This window comes from uncultured Thiocystis sp. (genome assembly GCF_903866365.1).
GTDB lineage: Bacteria > Pseudomonadota > Gammaproteobacteria > Chromatiales > Chromatiaceae > Chromatium.
Genome location: NZ_CAIPNF010000044.1, coordinates 24,745 through 39,825, shown reverse-complemented (window position 1 = coordinate 39,825; position 15,081 = coordinate 24,745). Strand labels below are relative to the sequence as shown.

Here is a 15,081-nt window from a genome sequence, read left to right as displayed (position 1 = left end):
CAGGGGGATGTCATCAACCCGTTCGATGCGTGTAACTGTGGGTGGTGTTTCCATCGTGTGCATGATTCAAAGACAGCAAGTCCCTGTAGCTTGCCGTCATTTCATGAACCGAGGGGTAAAATTGAGCGAACCATCAGTATAAGGTGCTCAAAAGGCGACTTTGCCCATTAAGTCCGACAGGCTGCTAGGGGAACGGGAGCCGTTTCGTCATCGCTCTGACGCGTCGGCGCCGCTCTTTATCGGCTAGTGGCGCAGTGTTCTCTTATACCTCAAACCATCGCGAATTAAGCGCCACAATAGCGCTGGCGAACGCATGAATTGACGATGTCGTTTCGATAGATGCAGAATTTTAGTAAGATAATCGCTCAGTTCCCATAAGCGGATTTGCCAAGCCGAGGGCATGTCCTGACTGTTTGGGAAGCGGGTATTGTAACCAAGCTCGGACAAGAGTCTACCGCCTAATTTTTCGAGCGCGATTAAATCGCGGGGCTGAAGATGCGTTTTCCATTTTTCACTGTTCGGAAGAATATCGCCACTCTTCGTCTCATTTTTCAATCGCGATAGGCTATTGAAATATGGCATCGAGGAGCGCAAAAGATCATCTTCATACGGTATGCCAATGAATATACAAATACGGTTCAGCCATTTTTCCGGTTCTTTCGTTAGATCCTCGTAACTGAGCTCGAAATAGCGTTCAGTACCAAGCAATCCGCCGTCAATTCTCCCCTGACTCACGATCTGAGCCCATCGATACATAGACCATCGCAACGGTTTATTCCAGCGACGCTTATTGGAGATCGCCGCGTCACGACCATCGCGATAAATGTGCAGAAATCGCGCGGTTGGAATCATCTCCGCAATGTCGATCATGTGTTGAATGTTCATCGGGGATTTTTCCGCCCATCGGCTTACTCCCTTCTTGGAGATTGCGATTTTCCTGAAAACGGCATCCACCACCCCGGATAACGTTGGCTCGGCAACCTCGCTGACGGTTATCCCCAGGTCGGGCGCAACCTTGCGCAGAGCGCGAGATTTGCTGAAATCGCTCAAGAGTCGCTCCAGATTCACAGGTTCTTTGAGATCGCCGTAGTCATTCAGGTGTTTGATCAGCCAGGGAATAATTCTTGTTTCCAGAGGAAAAACATACAAATGGGGAGAGTTCCCTAAATTATCGGCGAGCATGGTTGTCCCGGAACCATTCATGCCGACCAGAAAAATAGGACCGTTGTCGAACGTGTTGTTCGTTATCATCATGACACCCCATATGCTTCATTCATTAAAATATGACCTTGCAATCCGCTATCCGGTGATGAACTTAAAAACGTCGGATTCGTTTAGGATGAACGGAATCGCTCTGGAGATCACTCAGAGAAACCTCTCAACACTTGCGAACTCAATCTTCAATGACATCACGCAGGTCGTCAAGTCAGCCGCGACATCATCGGGTATCCCGAAAGGAAGTGAACTTTCGCTCGGTTGGCATGGACCCACTGATTTTTCGGTATGTGCAGGCGTTAACGACGTCATGTCTGGGATGGATGGGGAGCTGATGGTCATCCCCAGCCGCTTGAGCATAATCTTCGTCAATGCGAGCCGATACGGATCGTCGGTCTGGCCGGAACCCGTTCGATCCGCCACCGGACGCTGGCCTGTGACCAGAAGCGCGCGATTGGACAGCCATGAATCGCTCTCCCCAAGGGTAACGTCTCCTGACCTAACAGCTCCCAGGCTCGTCTCAGGGCCGGAAGCGGGTCGCTCGGATCGACCGGCGCGGCGGCGAGCGATTTGCTGAGTTTGCGACCCCCGTCATCCACCGCCAGCGGCACATGGGCATAGTCTGGCTGGCTCAGACCCAAGGACTGCTGGAGCAGGATTTGACGTGGCGTGGAGAGCAGTAGGTCGGCACCGCGCACCGCCTGGGTGATTCCCTGCCAGGCATCGTCGACGACGACCGCGAGCTGATAGGCGTGGATGCCATCGGCGCGTTGGAGCACGAAATCGCCGACCGCTGTCGCGATCGATTGCGCCTGCGCGCCCTGGATGCGGTCCACGAACGCGATCGGCTGCGCGGGCACGCGCAGTCGCACGGTGCGCGGCCGGTGCCCCGGCGGCAGACCCGCGCGACAGGTTCCGGGATAGATGGGGCCTTCGCGACCGGGCAGGCCCAGCCGGGCGATCTCGGCCCGGCTGCAACCGCAGGGATAGGTCAGGCCGCGCGCGGCGAGTCGGTCCAGCGCGGTCTGGTAGGCGTCGGAGCGGTCGCGCTGAAAAAGAACAGGTTCGTCCCACACGAAACCGAATGCCTGGAGGGTGCGCAGGATGTCGTCGGCGGCACCGGGAACCTCGCGCGGGCGGTCCAGGTCTTCCAGACGCACCAGCCAGGCGCCTGCCTGCGCGCGGGCGTCGGCGTAGCTCGCCACGGCCGCGAGCAGGGAGCCGAAATGCAGCGGTCCGGTCGGGGAGGGGGCGAAACGCCCCCGGTAGCCCGCCCGGGGGGCGGTGGCTGGCCCGGACATCGGCTCAGGGAGAGCGTGTGGGCGCGCCGACACTCAGCCGCGTTGTTTTTCGCGGATCTCGTCGAGCGTCTTGCAGTCGATGCACAGCGTGGCGGTGGGACGCGCCTCCAGCCGGCGGATGCCGATCTCCACGCCGCACGCTTCGCAGAAGCCGTAATCGTGGTCATCGATGCGACCGAGCGCCTCGTCGATCTTTTTGATCAGCTTGCGCTCCCGGTCGCGGGTGCGCAGTTCCAGGCTGAACTCGGACTCCTGGGTGGCGCGATCATTGGGGTCCGGGAAATTCGTCGCGTCGTCCTGCATATGGTGGACGGTGCGATCCACCTCCTCCATCAGGGATTGCTTCCACGCCAGCAGGATATTGCGGAAGTGCTCCTCCTGCTGGGGGTTCATGTATTCTTCATCGTTACCGGCGTTGTAGGGCGCGAATCCGAATCCCGTGGTTTCTTGTGCTTTAGCTTCGGCCATTGATCTCTCCCGAAGGCTTCGTCGTGGTGGAATGCCCACAGCGTGGATCCAAAGTCATTTCCGGATCCGCACCGCGAAAAACGCTCTTAAGTACCAGATCTGAGTCAATGGGGCAACTCGACAGATCGCGGAAAGTACCGCTCCACGGAGCGCCAGCGATGCGCGGGCATCCGTAGTCAGGTAATCTTCATGCTTGCGCGTGCCGCGCGGACAGTGACGATTCAGCGTTTGGAGTCCTGATATGTATGGGTTCAAGGCCATTCTTTTCGATGTCGATGGCACGCTCGCCGATACCGAGCGCGATGGCCATCGGCCCGCCTTCAATGCCGCCTTCGCGGAGGCCGGTCTGGATTGGGTCTGGGATGTCGAGCGTTACGGCGAACTGCTGACGGTGACCGGCGGCAAGGAGCGGATTCGCTATTTCATGGAATCCGACGGCATCCGGCTCGACCCGGCGCTGGATCCGGACGCCTTTATCGGCGGTCTGCATCGCGCGAAGACCCGGCAGTATGTGTCGCTGCTGCAAACCGGGGCTATTCCGCTGCGTCCCGGCGTGCTGCGTCTGTTGCGCGAGGCACGCGCGGCCGGGATCCGGCTGGCGATCGCGACCACGACCACGCCGGAAAATGTGACCGAATTGCTCGATCATTGCGGCGAGCCCGGTCTGCGGGACTGGTTCGAGGTGATCGCGGCGGGGGATGTGGTGCCGGCCAAAAAGCCGGCGCCGGATATCTTTCGGCTGGCGCTCGACGAGCTGGGACTCGACGCGCGCGAGTGCGTGGCGGTCGAGGACTCCGACAATGGCGCGCGCGCGGCGCTGGCGGCCGGGTTGAAGGCGCTGCTGGTGACTGTCAACGACTATACCGCCGCGCAGGATTTCGCGGCCGCGCCACTGGTGGTGGATCGGCTCGGCGATCCCGGACAGCCCGCGCGCGTGCTGTCCGGCGCGCTTGGCGACAGCCCCTTCGTCGATCTGGCGACGCTGGATCGGCTGCACCGTCTGGCGCATCAGGACGCGTGAAGCCGTCCATGCGGAACCTCGGCGACAGCCATCTCGCGGCCCGCGCCCGGGCGGTGGAGCCCTTTCATGTGATGCGCCTGCTGGCGCGGACGCGTGAACTGGAGGCGCTCGGGCGCTCCATCGTGCATCTGGAGATCGGCGAGCCGGATTTCCCGACCCCCGCGCCCATCGTGGCGGCGGGGCAGGCGGCGCTTGCCCGAGGTCAGACGCGCTATACCCCGGCGGCGGGTCTGCCGGCCTTGCGGCAGGCGATTGCGGACGACTATGGACGGCGCGACGGCGTGACAGTCGAACCCGCGCGCGTGCTGATCGCGCCGGGCGCTTCCGGTGCCTTGCAACTGACGTTCTCCGCGCTGCTGGAGCCGGGCGACCGCGTGCTGATCGGCGATCCCTCCTATCCCTGCTATCGGCAGGTGCTGCGCCTGATGGGGGTCGAACCGGTGGCGGTTCCGCTGACACCGGAGAACGACTATCGCTTGACCGTTGGGCAGGCGGAAGCGGCCTGGGGGCAGGGGATTCGCGCGGTGCTCGTCGCCTCGCCCGCCAATCCGACCGGCTCGGTGCTGGATCCCGCCGCGCTCGCCGAACTGTACGCGCTCTGCCGCGCGCGCGGGGCGGCGCTGATCGTCGACGAGATCTATCGGGGGCTCACCTATGAGACGCCCGCCCGCACCGCCTTGTCGGTCGGGTCGACCGATCTCTATGTCATCAACAGTTTTTCCAAATATTTCGGCATGACCGGCTGGCGCATCGGCTGGGCGATCGCGCCACGGGAGGCGGTCGGGGTGCTGGAGCGTCTGGCGCAGAATCTCTACATCGCCGCCAACACGCTGGCCCAGCATGCGGCGCTGGCGGCCTTCGACGCGACGACGCTGGCAATCGTCGAGGAACGGCGCGGGATCTTTCGGCAGCGGCGCGACCGGCTGTTAAGCGCGCTGCGCGGGCTCGGTTTCTGGATCCCGAATGTGCCCGCCGGTGCCTTCTATCTCTACGCGGGTCTGCCCGAGCGGGTGGCGGAGGACGCGATGAGTTTCGCGTCCCGGCTGCTGCAGGAGGCAGGCGTCGCGGTGACGCCCGGTCAGGACTTCGGCGAACATGCGGCGGGGCGGCATGTGCGCTTCGCCTATACCCGCGATCTTCGCGAGCTGGACGAGGGCGTGCGACGGATCGGGGAGTTTCTGTCAGGCGGCTGACCCGTCGCGACGCGGCACCTCACCCAGGCTCTTCGGCGGTCCGAACCTGTACCGATGCTGGCTCGAAACCGGGCGCGGGTCGGTGGCCGATCTGTTCCGGCGCGACGAAAAAGAACCCGCAGGTTTGCGGGGTCAGGTTCTCGGCCGCGACGCGCGGATATTTACGACAACTGGGCGGGCGGAAGTAATAGACGGCGCAACTGCTCAGTCCTGCGTCATCGAAGCGCAGAAAAGGGCAGGGGTAGGGGAGCTTGCAACAGCTACCGCAGCGGTTGCACTCGCCGCGACGATTCGGAGCGACGGGCAACAGGGAGGTCAAAAAGCGTCTGGTTTTATTGAGCATGGTTTGGTCTCTCGGTTGTTGGGGGAGCATCCTGAGCATGTCAGGCGTCGCAAAATCGTGATGGTCAGAATGCCAACGGGTTCACACTGCCGATCAATTTTTGGCATGTGACCAGATAAAATGACATTTTAACCACGGATTTGCCTTTAAACTGTTTTTCGTGGCGTCAGCCTCCGCGCGAGACCGCCATTCGAGATGCCTGGCGCGTCTGCGCGGGTGCGCGAGATCGACAAGGATAATAGGGAACGTCACGATGCCAATCCTTCCCGCACCCATCACCGTCGGTTGTCCCGCCTGCGGTTGGTCAAAGACCGTGGCGCCGCGCAGCGATGCGCTCATGCCGGGCGAATATTTCGATGCCTGCCCCGCCTGCGGCCATGCGCCGCTGACGCGGCGATCCAGTCTCGCAAATCCCCTCGGATTGCTGTCCGCCGCCTTGCGCGGGCTTGCCGGAAACCGTTAGAGCCGTCGGCATGCGTTCGAGTTCGCGGCAAGGAGGGGCGCCGATCACACAAGCCATTCGCGTTGATTTTCGCACGCCTAAGCGACAGGCGTACCTGCTGTGATGGGTGCGCCACTGTTCCGCTATCACGCTTTCCTGCTCAGGTAACCGATCACGATGGACATCCAACCTCTTCATCAGGCTTCTGCCATGAACGAATCCCTGTCGCGCGGTCTTGAAGAGCGCCAATTCCACATCCAGCGGGCACGCGATTGTCTCGCACGCACGCAAGACCTGTTCGGGCGTTTCGGCAGCGCCGAACTCAAAACCGCGCACGCCCGCTTCGACGAACTCAAGCGCGGTCTGGAATCCGACCGGGTGCAGTTGGCAGTGCTGGGCGAATTCTCGCGCGGCAAGTCCGAATTACTGAATGCCCTGCTTGGCATCGAATTACTTTGGGTCGCTAACGATGCCACCACCGCAGTCAATACCTTCTTACATGCGCTGTCGCCTGGGCGTGATGAACGATTCATTCTGATCCACTATCAGGATGGCAGGCCAGCCGAAGAAATCGCCTGGAGCGACGATGAGGCGCTCAAACCAAGATCCTTGGAGACAGCCACGGCGAGAAGATCGCCCGCCTGACCAGCCCCGATCATCTGTTCGGAGTCAGCGCCCGCTGGGGCCGCGATCCGGACCCCGAGCGCCGCCGACGCTCGGGCATCGACCGCCTGGCTCAGCGCATCGCCGAGATGGTGACCAGCGGCGAGGCCCAGGCGCAGATCATCCTCAAGCCGCTGACCCAGTTAGCCGACATCCAATCGCAGCTCGCCGACTACATCGACAGCGAGCTCCGCCAGCTCGACGCCGACACGAGCGCCGAGGCCCGCGCCCAGGAGCTACAGCGGCTCGACCTGGAAATCCGCGAACTCAAGCAGGACGAGGATCGCGAAACCGCCGAATCGCGCGAGGAGCACGAGCGCGCGGCGCGCGTCATCATCGACGCCATTCGCGACCAACTGCTCAAACCGCTGACCGGTCTGCGCGACTCGATCGAGGATCAGGTGACCGAGTCTTACATCCGCCGGATGCTGGCCAACAAGCACCCGAAGATCGGTCTTCCCGAGGAGTTGGATCGGCAATACAAAGGCATGGCGACCCAGCTCGACCAGAATTGGCGGCAACAGAAAGACCAACTGCGCCAGGGGCTCGATGGACTGCGCGCCCGCTATCTGGACGCCATGGCCCAGCATGCCAGTCACATCGAATCCAATCTGGGAAAGATGCACATCCGGCTGCCTGAACTCGCGCTCAATCTGGATTTCGATTTTTCGGCGCTGGAAGATCATCGCCGTCGCAGCGCGCAGCTGAACGAGGAGATGGAGCGGCTGAACGACGAACTCAACTCGCTCGATACTGAGCTTGCGAACAACGCCATTGATGAACAGAAGCGCCGTCAGGCCGAGGCGAATCTGACGCGCGTCCAGCGCCAACTGGAAGGCATGGGTTCCCCGCCGGCACCCTTGGTCTATGAGGAAAGACGCAAGGCCAGTGATTGGGGCAGCGGTTTCCTCTGGCTCTCTGCCACCTATGAAACCGTCACTCGCAAGGATGACCGCAACCTCAAGCGTTACGAGAGCGAACGCGCCGAATTGCGCGAGACCCAGCGCGAGCGCGAGGCGGCCTTGCAGGCGATTCAGGACGAAGAATTCGCGCGCACCGGACGCCTCATCAATCTCGAAGCCGCGCGCAAGAAATACGAGCGGCAGATGGCCCAAAAGGAAAAGGAAATGCGCGCCGCCGAGCAGCAGGCGCGGCAGGACGAGGAGGCGCTGGTTCAGGACACGCTCAAGCGGCTGCACCGCAATACCACCGCCCAACTGACCGAGATCGTCGAGGCCATCGAGCGTTATCTCGCCGACACGCTGTTCTAGGTGTTTATGGACCAGGCCGGGATGCTGGCGGGTTGCGTCCAGGAACAGATGCTCGAACCGCTGAACGCCAAACGCGCCCAGCAGCAGGAGATTCAGACCCTGCTGCAACAGGACCAAGTCCAGATCGAGGCGCGCCGCGCCGAACTCGCCGCGGGCCGTCAGGCGCTGGCCGAGGTCCAGGATCTGACCCAGACCGCGCTCAATGCCTGAGGAGACAACCATGAATACCCCACAGCCACTGCTCGACGAGGTCAAAAATCGCTTGCCCACATCCTGGCACGAGACGGTCGACCGGCTCGCCGAGCGCCTTCTGCCCTCCGACGCGCCGCTCCGGATTATCCTGCTTGGCGCCTTCTCGGTCGGCAAGAGCAGCCTGCTCAACACGCTGATCGGCGAACCCCTGCTCCAGACCGCGCGCGAGGAGACCACCGCGTTGCCGACCTTCATCGAGTACGGCCCGACGCGCACCATGCAACTCATCGGGAGCGACGGCAGTGTCCTGCCGCTCGACGCCGACGGCCTGGCGCGCGCCACCACCGAGGCGCCCGAGGGTGCCGCCTGCGCCGCGGTCGCGCTCCCGCTCGACTGGCTGCGCGGGATCTCGATCGTCGATCTGCCCGGACTCGGAGGGATGTCGTCGCGCAACCGCGACTACACCGCCGCCCAAATCCAGCAGGCCGACGCCGTGCTCTATCTGATCGCCCCGCGCGGCCCGGACGCCGCCGACATGGCCACGCTGCGCCAGATCGCCGGCGACGGCAAGCGCGTCAAGCTCCTGGTCGCGCGCTGGGACGAGATCGAGGAGGCAGTGACGCGCGGCGAACAGCGTCCGGATCTGGATCGCTGGTCGAGCCAGATCGAATCCCAGGCCGGAATCCGTGCCCGTCTCGCGCCCGTCAGCCGCCACGGCCTCGGATGCGAGGACATTCGCGACTTCCTCGCCCGCGCGCGCGACGACCGCGGCGCGATCCGGCTGCGCCGCCTGTGCGCCGAGTTGCGCCCGCTGCTGGAAAACGCGCTCGGCCAGAACGCCGATGCGCAACGCGCCTGCGCCGCGCGCTCCGAGGAAGACACCCGCGTCCTGCGCTCCGAACTCTTGCAACGCCGCACGGCGCTGACCGAACTCAAATCCACCCACCACGCGCGTGCGCGGGAGGCGCGCGAGGCACTCTCGGTCAAGGCACGGGGGATTGTCCAACAGGGCAACCAAGGACTGGATCGCGCGCTGATCCCATTGGCCGAGACGGTCCAGGAGGAAGCGGATTGGGAGACCTTTTCCCAAGACGGCGCCGAGGCGCTGCGCGCCGCCTTGAGCGCGGTGGCGCGCGGCTTGAGCGAATTGTCCGCCGAACATGGCGGTCTGGATCTGCCCGAGGCCCAGGTCACGGCGCTCAACCTGCGTCTGCCCCCGACGGAACCCGTCGCGCCCGGCGACTTCCTTGACCTGGCCCGTTTCTCTCAGCTTCAGAGCGAGTTGGAGGCGCGCGCGGGCGAGTTTGCGGCCCAGGCAGAACGTCTGGCCCGCCTGCCGGAGATGGACCTGACCGAGCCGGAGCGCGCGCTGCGTGAACTCCTGACGCAGCGCGAACAACTGGCCGCGCTGCCCCTGCCGCGGATCATTGAGCGGATCGAAGGCAGTAACGCCGGCGCGATGTTCGGGCGGATGCTCGGTGAAATCGCCGATGTCGGGTTGTGGTTCGTGGCCGCGCCCCTGGCTGGCCTCAAGGTCGCTTCGCTCGTCGGCAAAACCGCCAAGGTCGCGGGTGTCGCGGTCAACACGGCCCGCATCGCCTCAACCGTGACCAAGACCATCGAGGTCGCGCAAACCGTCCGCAAGGGCGGCGAGTTGACGGGTATGGTGCCCCCGCCCATCGCCGACAAGCTCAAGATGCTTGAAGGCTTGTCACTGGGTTACTGGGGCGAGCGGATCGGTGCGGCCTTGAGTGGCGGTCCTCAAGAGATCGAGGTCATCGACCCCGAGGCTCAGGCGCAACAGCGGTCGGCACTCGCCGTGCTGGATACGCAGGCGCGCGAGGCGCGCGCCCAACTGGCGCGCTGCGAGGACATCGCCAACGAACGCCAACTCACCGGCTGGGCGCTGGAGCAGAGCCGCAAGGAGCAGGCGCATCTACAGACCCGGCTCGACGAACTGACCCGCCGTGCCGAGGAGCGCCGCCAGGCCTATGAGCAATCCGCCCGCGCCGAGCGTCTGAGCGCGCTCCAGCGTCAGGTCGAACGCGCGCTGGCCCACTGGCGACGCGGTTTCGAGCAACAGACCGGGCATATGACCGAGCTGCTGCGGGCGCGGGCGCGCGACGATTGGGAGACCCGGATCGAGGCGTTGCTCGGCGAGCGTTTGGCCGAGTTGGAGACGCTGGAGTTACGTATCGAGTCGGCGCCCGCCGAGCGCGAGGCCGCGCTTGAGCGGCTGCGGATGGAGGCCGAGGGGGTAAGGGCGGCGCTGGCGGTTTTGGATTGAGCGAGATCCTTTGGCACGGAGAATAGAAAAATGTGGGAAAAATTGGCCGGCGTTCTACGGGTCGACCAAGAATCGGCGCGCGCCCGACAGATTCTGGAACAGGAGGAGCGGGCGCGGTTTCTTGAACTGACGACCGATGTCGCGAACGAGCAGACGCCAATGGATAACCAAGCGATTCAGCCACCGATTCCACAGGAGGAACTCCTGCGGTTTCTCGAACTCGGCATCGATGCGCGTACCGACGACTATCTGCGTCAACTGGCAAGGATTGCGGCACAGGCGGCCAGCGTCGTCGAGACATCGGCCAAATTGAGCGCCAGAGTTGACCGGCTTGAACAGCGTGAGCAGTTGCTTGCCGCGCAGTTGAAACAGCAGAGCCAACAATTCACTGAACAGTCCAGAGACGTCGCCAAAACCTTGCAGCGGCTGAACGATCAGATCGAACGTCGGGAGCGTATGCGGCAGCTTCTGAAATCGCAGAATCTGCATGGTCAGCCTCCTGCCGTGGTGGAGCGATTCCGACGCGAGATCGCCGAGGCACTGAGCTTGTCGGTCGTTTTCCACCATCCGCTAAAAGATGGCGGCAAGGGTCCGGAGATGCTGATTATCCCGCCGGGACACTTTCTTATGGGTGCGCCCAACGACGAACAAGACAGACAACATGACGAAGGCCCCCAGCATCCGGTGACTCTTGCCAGCGCTTTCGCCATCGGCAGCTGCGCCGTAACTTTCAACGAATACGACGCCTTCTGTCGCCAGAGCGGACAGGAAAAACCTCATGATCAAGGCTGGGGACGTGGCTGGATGCCGGCGATCAATGTCACCTGGAACGCGGCACAAACCTATTGCGTTTGGCTCACCGAACAGACTGGATTTGTCTATCGTCTGCCAAGCGAGGCCGAATGGGAATACGCAGCGCGCGCTGGCAGTGCTAGCGCATTCTGGTGGGGTAACGGGATCGACACTCGCTGGGCCAGCTATGCAGGTGAAAAGCGCACATGCACGGTGCCAGTCAAGCAGTTTGCCTCCAATTCCTTCGGACTCTATCAGGTCCATGGCAACGTCCGGGAATGGTGCCAGGATCGCTGGCACGGAAGCTACGCAGGCGCACCGCCGGATGGCTCGGCCTGGGAGACAAATGCAGAGACGGAAGACCGTGTGCTACGCGGCGGCTCCTGGCGCGACTCACCGATGAGGTGTCGCGCCGCGTCCCGTTTCCGCGCTCCCGACCGCCGCTACGATTGTTACTACGGGTTTCGGGTGTGTTGCGACATCCTCATCGACTAACTGAGCATACGCCGAATGATGGCGCGGCTTTGGAAGTCGGCGAAGATCGTCGCCGGGTGTTTCCTTCCAGCGAGCGGGCGCATCAGGCCGCCTTGAGCACGAGTTCCAGCCGTACCGCATCACTCGCGACCCAAGGTGGCTCACTCTCGTTCGCCGCATCCGACGACACTCGGTCAGGCGGTTGCCGAGTGGCCACAAGGACATGCCGCTCGCGACGGTCTTGCCGAGATGCGCCGGCGCGGGCACATGGCAGGCGACACTGTCGGCTTGGGTACAAGGGTTCGAGACGCAACGCTGGAGCGTCGCCGCCTGCTCCCACGCCGGAGCGTGGGAGCCAGAGACGCCATGAAATGTTGTCAAGAAAACAACAATGTTCGTGTTGTGTGGACACCCCTGGCTCTCATGCTGGGAGATGACGGCCTCGTAAGATGCGTATCGTGCATCCTTTGCAACCGGAGACCAACATGATCGACATCGCTCAACCATTGCAATCCGCCCGCCGCCCGACACTCTACGACGACCTTGAGGCGTTGCCCGAGGGGTTGACCGGAGAGATCCTCGCTGGCCAGTTGCATGCGCAGCCCCGCCCGACCGGTCTCCATGCGCTTGCCGCCTCCAACCTGCAAACCGAACTCGGTTCTCCCTTCGGCAAGGGGCGCGGCGGCCCCGGTGGCTGGTGGGTCATCGTCGAGCCGGAACTCCATTTCGTGCGCGACCTTGAGGTCGCGGTACCGGATCTGGCGGGATGGCTTAAGACACGAATGCCGCGGATTCCGGAAGGGCACCGTTTCGAGGTTGTCCCGGATTGGGTCTGCGAGGTGTTGTCGCCGTCGACCGCCAGCAAGGATCGCGAGATCAAGCTGCCGCTCTATGCCCGCTATGGCGTCGCTGATGCCTGGCTGGTGGATCCGGTTCGGCACACGCTGGAGGCTTTTGCTCTTGATCGGGGGGCATGGCGCTTGATCGCCGAGGCCGCCGGAGACGAAGTCGTCGCTGTCGCGCCTTTCGATGCCTTGCGGCTTGCGCTCAGCGATCTTTGGGAGTGAGCGCGAACGTTTCACCATCGAAACTCGGAAATCATCGCGCATTCAGGAGCCGTCGGCATGAAGCAAGCCAGTCAAGACCCCCAACACTCGACCGCCACCGAGACGGTCTATCGCGCCCTGCGCGCCTTTGCCGAGCGCCTGTCCCGCCCGACCGCGCCGCCCGACGGGCTGTTGAGCGCGCGCGTGATCGGCGAGTTTTCCGCCGGCAAGACCCGTCTGCTGCGCGAGTTGCTGGGCGCGGCCATCCCGCCGGCACTCTTTCCGGTCAGTTCGCTGGAGCGCCAGACCCGGCTGCCGCTCGAAATCACCTATGGCGAGCCGCCGGCGCTGACCCTGATCGAGCGGGCCAACGATTATGACGCGGCGATCCCGGTCGAGACCCTGCACGCCTTCCCCCGGCGCGAGGAACTGGGCGACTCCGACCCGCTGCGCTATCGTCTGCAACTGACCATCACCGAGCCCCGTCTGTTCCTGCCGACCGGCGACCGTTACGGCGAGGACGACCGGGAGCCCAAGCGGCTGTTGTTGATCGACCTGCCGGGCTGGAATTCGGGTGAGGACGCGCTCGCCGAGAGTGCCGCCGCCGAGATCATGACGGGCTATCACAATCTCGCGCTGGTCTTCGTGGTCGCGGCCAATCGGCTCGACGGACAGCAGAATACCGAGCGTCTGCGCGAGTTCCTCGCGGCCCTGGCCGACGCGGATTTCGTCGGCGAGCCGACGCTGATCCTCGTCATCACCCATTGCCCGCCCGCCGATCAGGCGCGGCTCGGCGCACGGCTGCGCGAACGGGTGGAGACGCTATGGCGGGAACTCGACGAAGACCCCGATGCGCTGCGCCTGCATTCGCTGGCGGTGGATTTCGCGGAGCTGACGCCGGACGAGTTGGCCAGCTTTCGCGAGACCTTCTGGGGCCATCTGCTCGCGCCCCTGCAAGACGGGTCGCAAGCCGAGCCGCAAGCCGCGCATCCCTGGATCGCCGGTCTGCGCCACTGGTCCGGCGAGTCCGATCCGCGCGCCCATCTGCCGCTCGCCCAGGCGCGGATCGAGGAGGCGCGCGCACTGCTCGCGCGGGCCTGTCCGGGCGGCGAGTTTCTGCCCGGCATGAACATGCACCGCCTGTTGGGACTCGACGCCGCCGCGCTCCGGGAGCGTCTGTTGACGGTCTGGCGGCGCCAATTGGAATGCCCGGACGCCGAGCAACTCGCCGCGCGTCTCGCCACGCCCGTCCCGTTGCCGGACGATCATCCGCTCGCCGCCTGGTGGGGTCAGTACTGGCAGGCCAATCTGGAGCGCGCGCTCGCACCGGCGCGACAGTTTTTCGCGCGGGCCGAGGCCGTTCTGCGTCAGGTCCAGCCCACGACTTCGGATCTGCGCGCCTATCTCGCCGGCCATCTGAGCGAGCACCATCGGGCGGCCGTCCAGGCGCTCGATTCCAGTTTCGCCTGCCTGGTCGAGAGCGCCCAAGCCTTGGTCGCAGAGACGCCACCCGAACGGGCGACCGCGACCCTGCTGAGCCTGTCGCTGCTGGAGGCGCGCTATACCGATCATGAGGCTTGGGCCAGGGGCAACCGGTGATGACTGAGACTTGTGCCGTCGTGATCGCGCGAGTCCCAAAACGGAACCAAGGTCATTTTTATGCGTATCATCGCTCTTTCCACGCTGAAATCCTTCTGGGAGAAAACGCCGTCCTTCCAGGATGCCAAGGAGCCAGCACTCGCTTGGTATCGCGCGGCCTGTCGGGCGGACTGGGCGACACCCGCTGATGTCAAGGCGGATTTTCGACACGCCAGTATCCTCCAGGACGGTCGCGTCGTCTTCAATCTCGGCGGCAACAAATACCGGCTGGTCGTGTGGATCAACTATCCCTATCGGGTCGTCTACATCCGTTTCATCGGTACCCACGCGCAATATGATGTCATCGACGCCCAAACCATCTGAACCAAAAGAACTCATCCATCATGGACATCAAACCCATCAAGACCGCGTCCGATTATCGGGCGACCCTACGCGAGATCGAAGGCCTGATGACGGCCGAACTCGAAACGCCCGAGGGCGAACGTCTCGATGTGCTGGTCACGCTGGTCGAAGCCTATGAGCAGCGGCATTTTCCGCTCGATCTGCCGGATCCCGTCGAAGCAATCCGCTTTCAGATGGAGCAAAAGGGGCTGATGCCCAAAGATCTGGAACCCATGATCGGGCGTTCCAGTCGCGTCTACGAGGTACTCAATCGTCAGCGCCCCCTGACCCTCAAAATGATCTGGCGGCTGCATCGCGACCTTGGCATTCCTGCTGAAAGCTTGATCAGGCCCATGCGCGACGCGGCATCATCGTGACGTGATGATTGGAGTC

The 15,081-nt window shown here is 63.3% G+C and carries 16 protein-coding genes; 12 read left to right on the top strand and 4 right to left on the bottom strand.

The genetic code is table 11. The annotated features are described in order from the left end of the window. Positions 1-243: 243 nt before the first annotated feature. The 3 genes from QZY07_RS02575 to dksA all read right to left on the bottom strand — a co-directional run bounded on the left by QZY07_RS02575 (position 244) and on the right by dksA (position 2,984). Positions 244-1,254, bottom strand: coding sequence for a sulfotransferase (locus QZY07_RS02575; RefSeq protein WP_295399536.1), 1,011 nt, complete (start codon positions 1,252-1,254; stop codon positions 244-246). A 329-nt stretch (positions 1,255-1,583) separates the two neighbouring features. After that, positions 1,584-2,516 (bottom strand): tRNA glutamyl-Q(34) synthetase GluQRS, encoded by a 933-nt coding sequence (gene gluQRS, locus QZY07_RS02570; protein WP_295399535.1) that lies wholly within the window; start codon positions 2,514-2,516, stop codon positions 1,584-1,586. Between the two features lie 33 nt (positions 2,517-2,549). After that, positions 2,550-2,984, bottom strand: coding sequence for an RNA polymerase-binding protein DksA (gene dksA / locus QZY07_RS02565; RefSeq protein WP_295399534.1), 435 nt, complete (start codon positions 2,982-2,984; stop codon positions 2,550-2,552). Between the two features lie 241 nt (positions 2,985-3,225). Between dksA and QZY07_RS02560 the strand changes: the two genes are divergently transcribed. After that, positions 3,226-4,005, top strand: coding sequence for an HAD-IA family hydrolase (locus QZY07_RS02560; RefSeq protein ID WP_295399533.1), 780 nt, complete (start codon positions 3,226-3,228; stop codon positions 4,003-4,005). 8 nt (positions 4,006-4,013) lie between these two features. Continuing rightward, positions 4,014-5,198, top strand: a complete 1,185-nt coding sequence (locus tag QZY07_RS02555; RefSeq protein WP_295399532.1) for an aminotransferase class I/II-fold pyridoxal phosphate-dependent enzyme — start codon at positions 4,014-4,016, stop codon at positions 5,196-5,198. A gap of 19 nt (positions 5,199-5,217) precedes the next feature. Here QZY07_RS02555 and QZY07_RS02550 read toward each other — a convergent pair whose 3' ends face one another. Beyond that, complete coding sequence (locus QZY07_RS02550) at positions 5,218-5,541, bottom strand: hypothetical protein (RefSeq protein ID WP_295399531.1); 324 nt, start codon at positions 5,539-5,541, stop codon at positions 5,218-5,220. A gap of 253 nt (positions 5,542-5,794) precedes the next feature. Here QZY07_RS02550 and QZY07_RS02545 point away from each other — a divergent pair, with 253 nt between their 5' ends. The 10 genes from QZY07_RS02545 (at position 5,795) to QZY07_RS02500 (ending at position 15,065) form a co-directional block, all read left to right on the top strand. Further along, positions 5,795-6,004, top strand: a complete 210-nt coding sequence (locus QZY07_RS02545; RefSeq protein WP_295399530.1) for a hypothetical protein — start codon at positions 5,795-5,797, stop codon at positions 6,002-6,004. A 189-nt stretch (positions 6,005-6,193) separates the two neighbouring features. Continuing rightward, a complete protein-coding gene (locus tag QZY07_RS02540; RefSeq protein WP_295399529.1) occupies positions 6,194-6,628 on the top strand; it encodes a dynamin family protein in 435 nt (144 codons plus the stop codon). Between the two features lie 107 nt (positions 6,629-6,735). Next, entirely contained in the window at positions 6,736-7,917 is a 1,182-nt protein-coding gene (locus tag QZY07_RS02535) for a hypothetical protein (RefSeq protein ID WP_295399528.1), read from the top strand. Beyond that, positions 7,918-8,127 carry a hypothetical protein gene (locus tag QZY07_RS02530; protein WP_295399527.1) on the top strand — a complete coding sequence of 70 codons (210 nt, stop codon included), beginning with the start codon at positions 7,918-7,920 and terminating at the stop codon, positions 8,125-8,127. It begins immediately after the preceding gene. A gap of 10 nt (positions 8,128-8,137) precedes the next feature. Then, positions 8,138-10,396 (top strand): dynamin family protein, encoded by a 2,259-nt coding sequence (locus tag QZY07_RS02525; protein WP_295399526.1) that lies wholly within the window; start codon positions 8,138-8,140, stop codon positions 10,394-10,396. A 30-nt stretch (positions 10,397-10,426) separates the two neighbouring features. Continuing rightward, positions 10,427-11,683, top strand: coding sequence for an SUMF1/EgtB/PvdO family nonheme iron enzyme (locus QZY07_RS02520; protein ID WP_295399525.1), 1,257 nt, complete (start codon positions 10,427-10,429; stop codon positions 11,681-11,683). Positions 11,684-12,147: 464 nt separating this feature from the next. Then, the gene (locus tag QZY07_RS02515; protein WP_295399524.1) at positions 12,148-12,729 is read left to right on the top strand and encodes a Uma2 family endonuclease; all 582 of its coding nucleotides are present in this window, start codon (positions 12,148-12,150) and stop codon (positions 12,727-12,729) included. 57 nt (positions 12,730-12,786) lie between these two features. After that, complete coding sequence (locus tag QZY07_RS02510) at positions 12,787-14,307, top strand: dynamin family protein (RefSeq protein ID WP_295399523.1); 1,521 nt, start codon at positions 12,787-12,789, stop codon at positions 14,305-14,307. A gap of 60 nt (positions 14,308-14,367) precedes the next feature. Beyond that, on the top strand, positions 14,368-14,670 hold the full coding sequence (locus QZY07_RS02505; protein ID WP_295399522.1) for a type II toxin-antitoxin system HigB family toxin: 303 nt from the start codon (positions 14,368-14,370) through the stop codon (positions 14,668-14,670). A 20-nt stretch (positions 14,671-14,690) separates the two neighbouring features. After that, the gene (locus tag QZY07_RS02500) at positions 14,691-15,065 is read left to right on the top strand and encodes a transcriptional regulator (protein ID WP_295399521.1); all 375 of its coding nucleotides are present in this window, start codon (positions 14,691-14,693) and stop codon (positions 15,063-15,065) included. Positions 15,066-15,081 lie beyond the last annotated feature (16 nt).

Bases quoted from the DNA above. Each gene is read 5' to 3' on its own strand.
- QZY07_RS02575 (WP_295399536.1), bottom strand. From the start codon at position 1,254: ATGATGATAACGAACAACACGTTCGACAACGGTCCTATTTTTCTGGTC.
- gluQRS (WP_295399535.1), bottom strand. From the start codon at position 2,516: ATGTCCGGGCCAGCCACCGCCCCCCGGGCGGGCTACCGGGGGCGTTTC.
- dksA (WP_295399534.1), bottom strand. From the start codon at position 2,984: ATGGCCGAAGCTAAAGCACAAGAAACCACGGGATTCGGATTCGCGCCC.
- QZY07_RS02560 (WP_295399533.1), top strand. From the start codon at position 3,226: ATGTATGGGTTCAAGGCCATTCTTTTCGATGTCGATGGCACGCTCGCC.
- QZY07_RS02555 (WP_295399532.1), top strand. From the start codon at position 4,014: ATGCGGAACCTCGGCGACAGCCATCTCGCGGCCCGCGCCCGGGCGGTG.
- QZY07_RS02550 (WP_295399531.1), bottom strand. From the start codon at position 5,541: ATGCTCAATAAAACCAGACGCTTTTTGACCTCCCTGTTGCCCGTCGCT.
- QZY07_RS02545 (WP_295399530.1), top strand. From the start codon at position 5,795: ATGCCAATCCTTCCCGCACCCATCACCGTCGGTTGTCCCGCCTGCGGT.
- QZY07_RS02540 (WP_295399529.1), top strand. From the start codon at position 6,194: ATGAACGAATCCCTGTCGCGCGGTCTTGAAGAGCGCCAATTCCACATC.
- QZY07_RS02535 (WP_295399528.1), top strand. From the start codon at position 6,736: ATGGTGACCAGCGGCGAGGCCCAGGCGCAGATCATCCTCAAGCCGCTG.
- QZY07_RS02525 (WP_295399526.1), top strand. From the start codon at position 8,138: ATGAATACCCCACAGCCACTGCTCGACGAGGTCAAAAATCGCTTGCCC.
- QZY07_RS02520 (WP_295399525.1), top strand. From the start codon at position 10,427: ATGTGGGAAAAATTGGCCGGCGTTCTACGGGTCGACCAAGAATCGGCG.
- QZY07_RS02515 (WP_295399524.1), top strand. From the start codon at position 12,148: ATGATCGACATCGCTCAACCATTGCAATCCGCCCGCCGCCCGACACTC.
- QZY07_RS02510 (WP_295399523.1), top strand. From the start codon at position 12,787: ATGAAGCAAGCCAGTCAAGACCCCCAACACTCGACCGCCACCGAGACG.
- QZY07_RS02505 (WP_295399522.1), top strand. From the start codon at position 14,368: ATGCGTATCATCGCTCTTTCCACGCTGAAATCCTTCTGGGAGAAAACG.
- QZY07_RS02500 (WP_295399521.1), top strand. From the start codon at position 14,691: ATGGACATCAAACCCATCAAGACCGCGTCCGATTATCGGGCGACCCTA.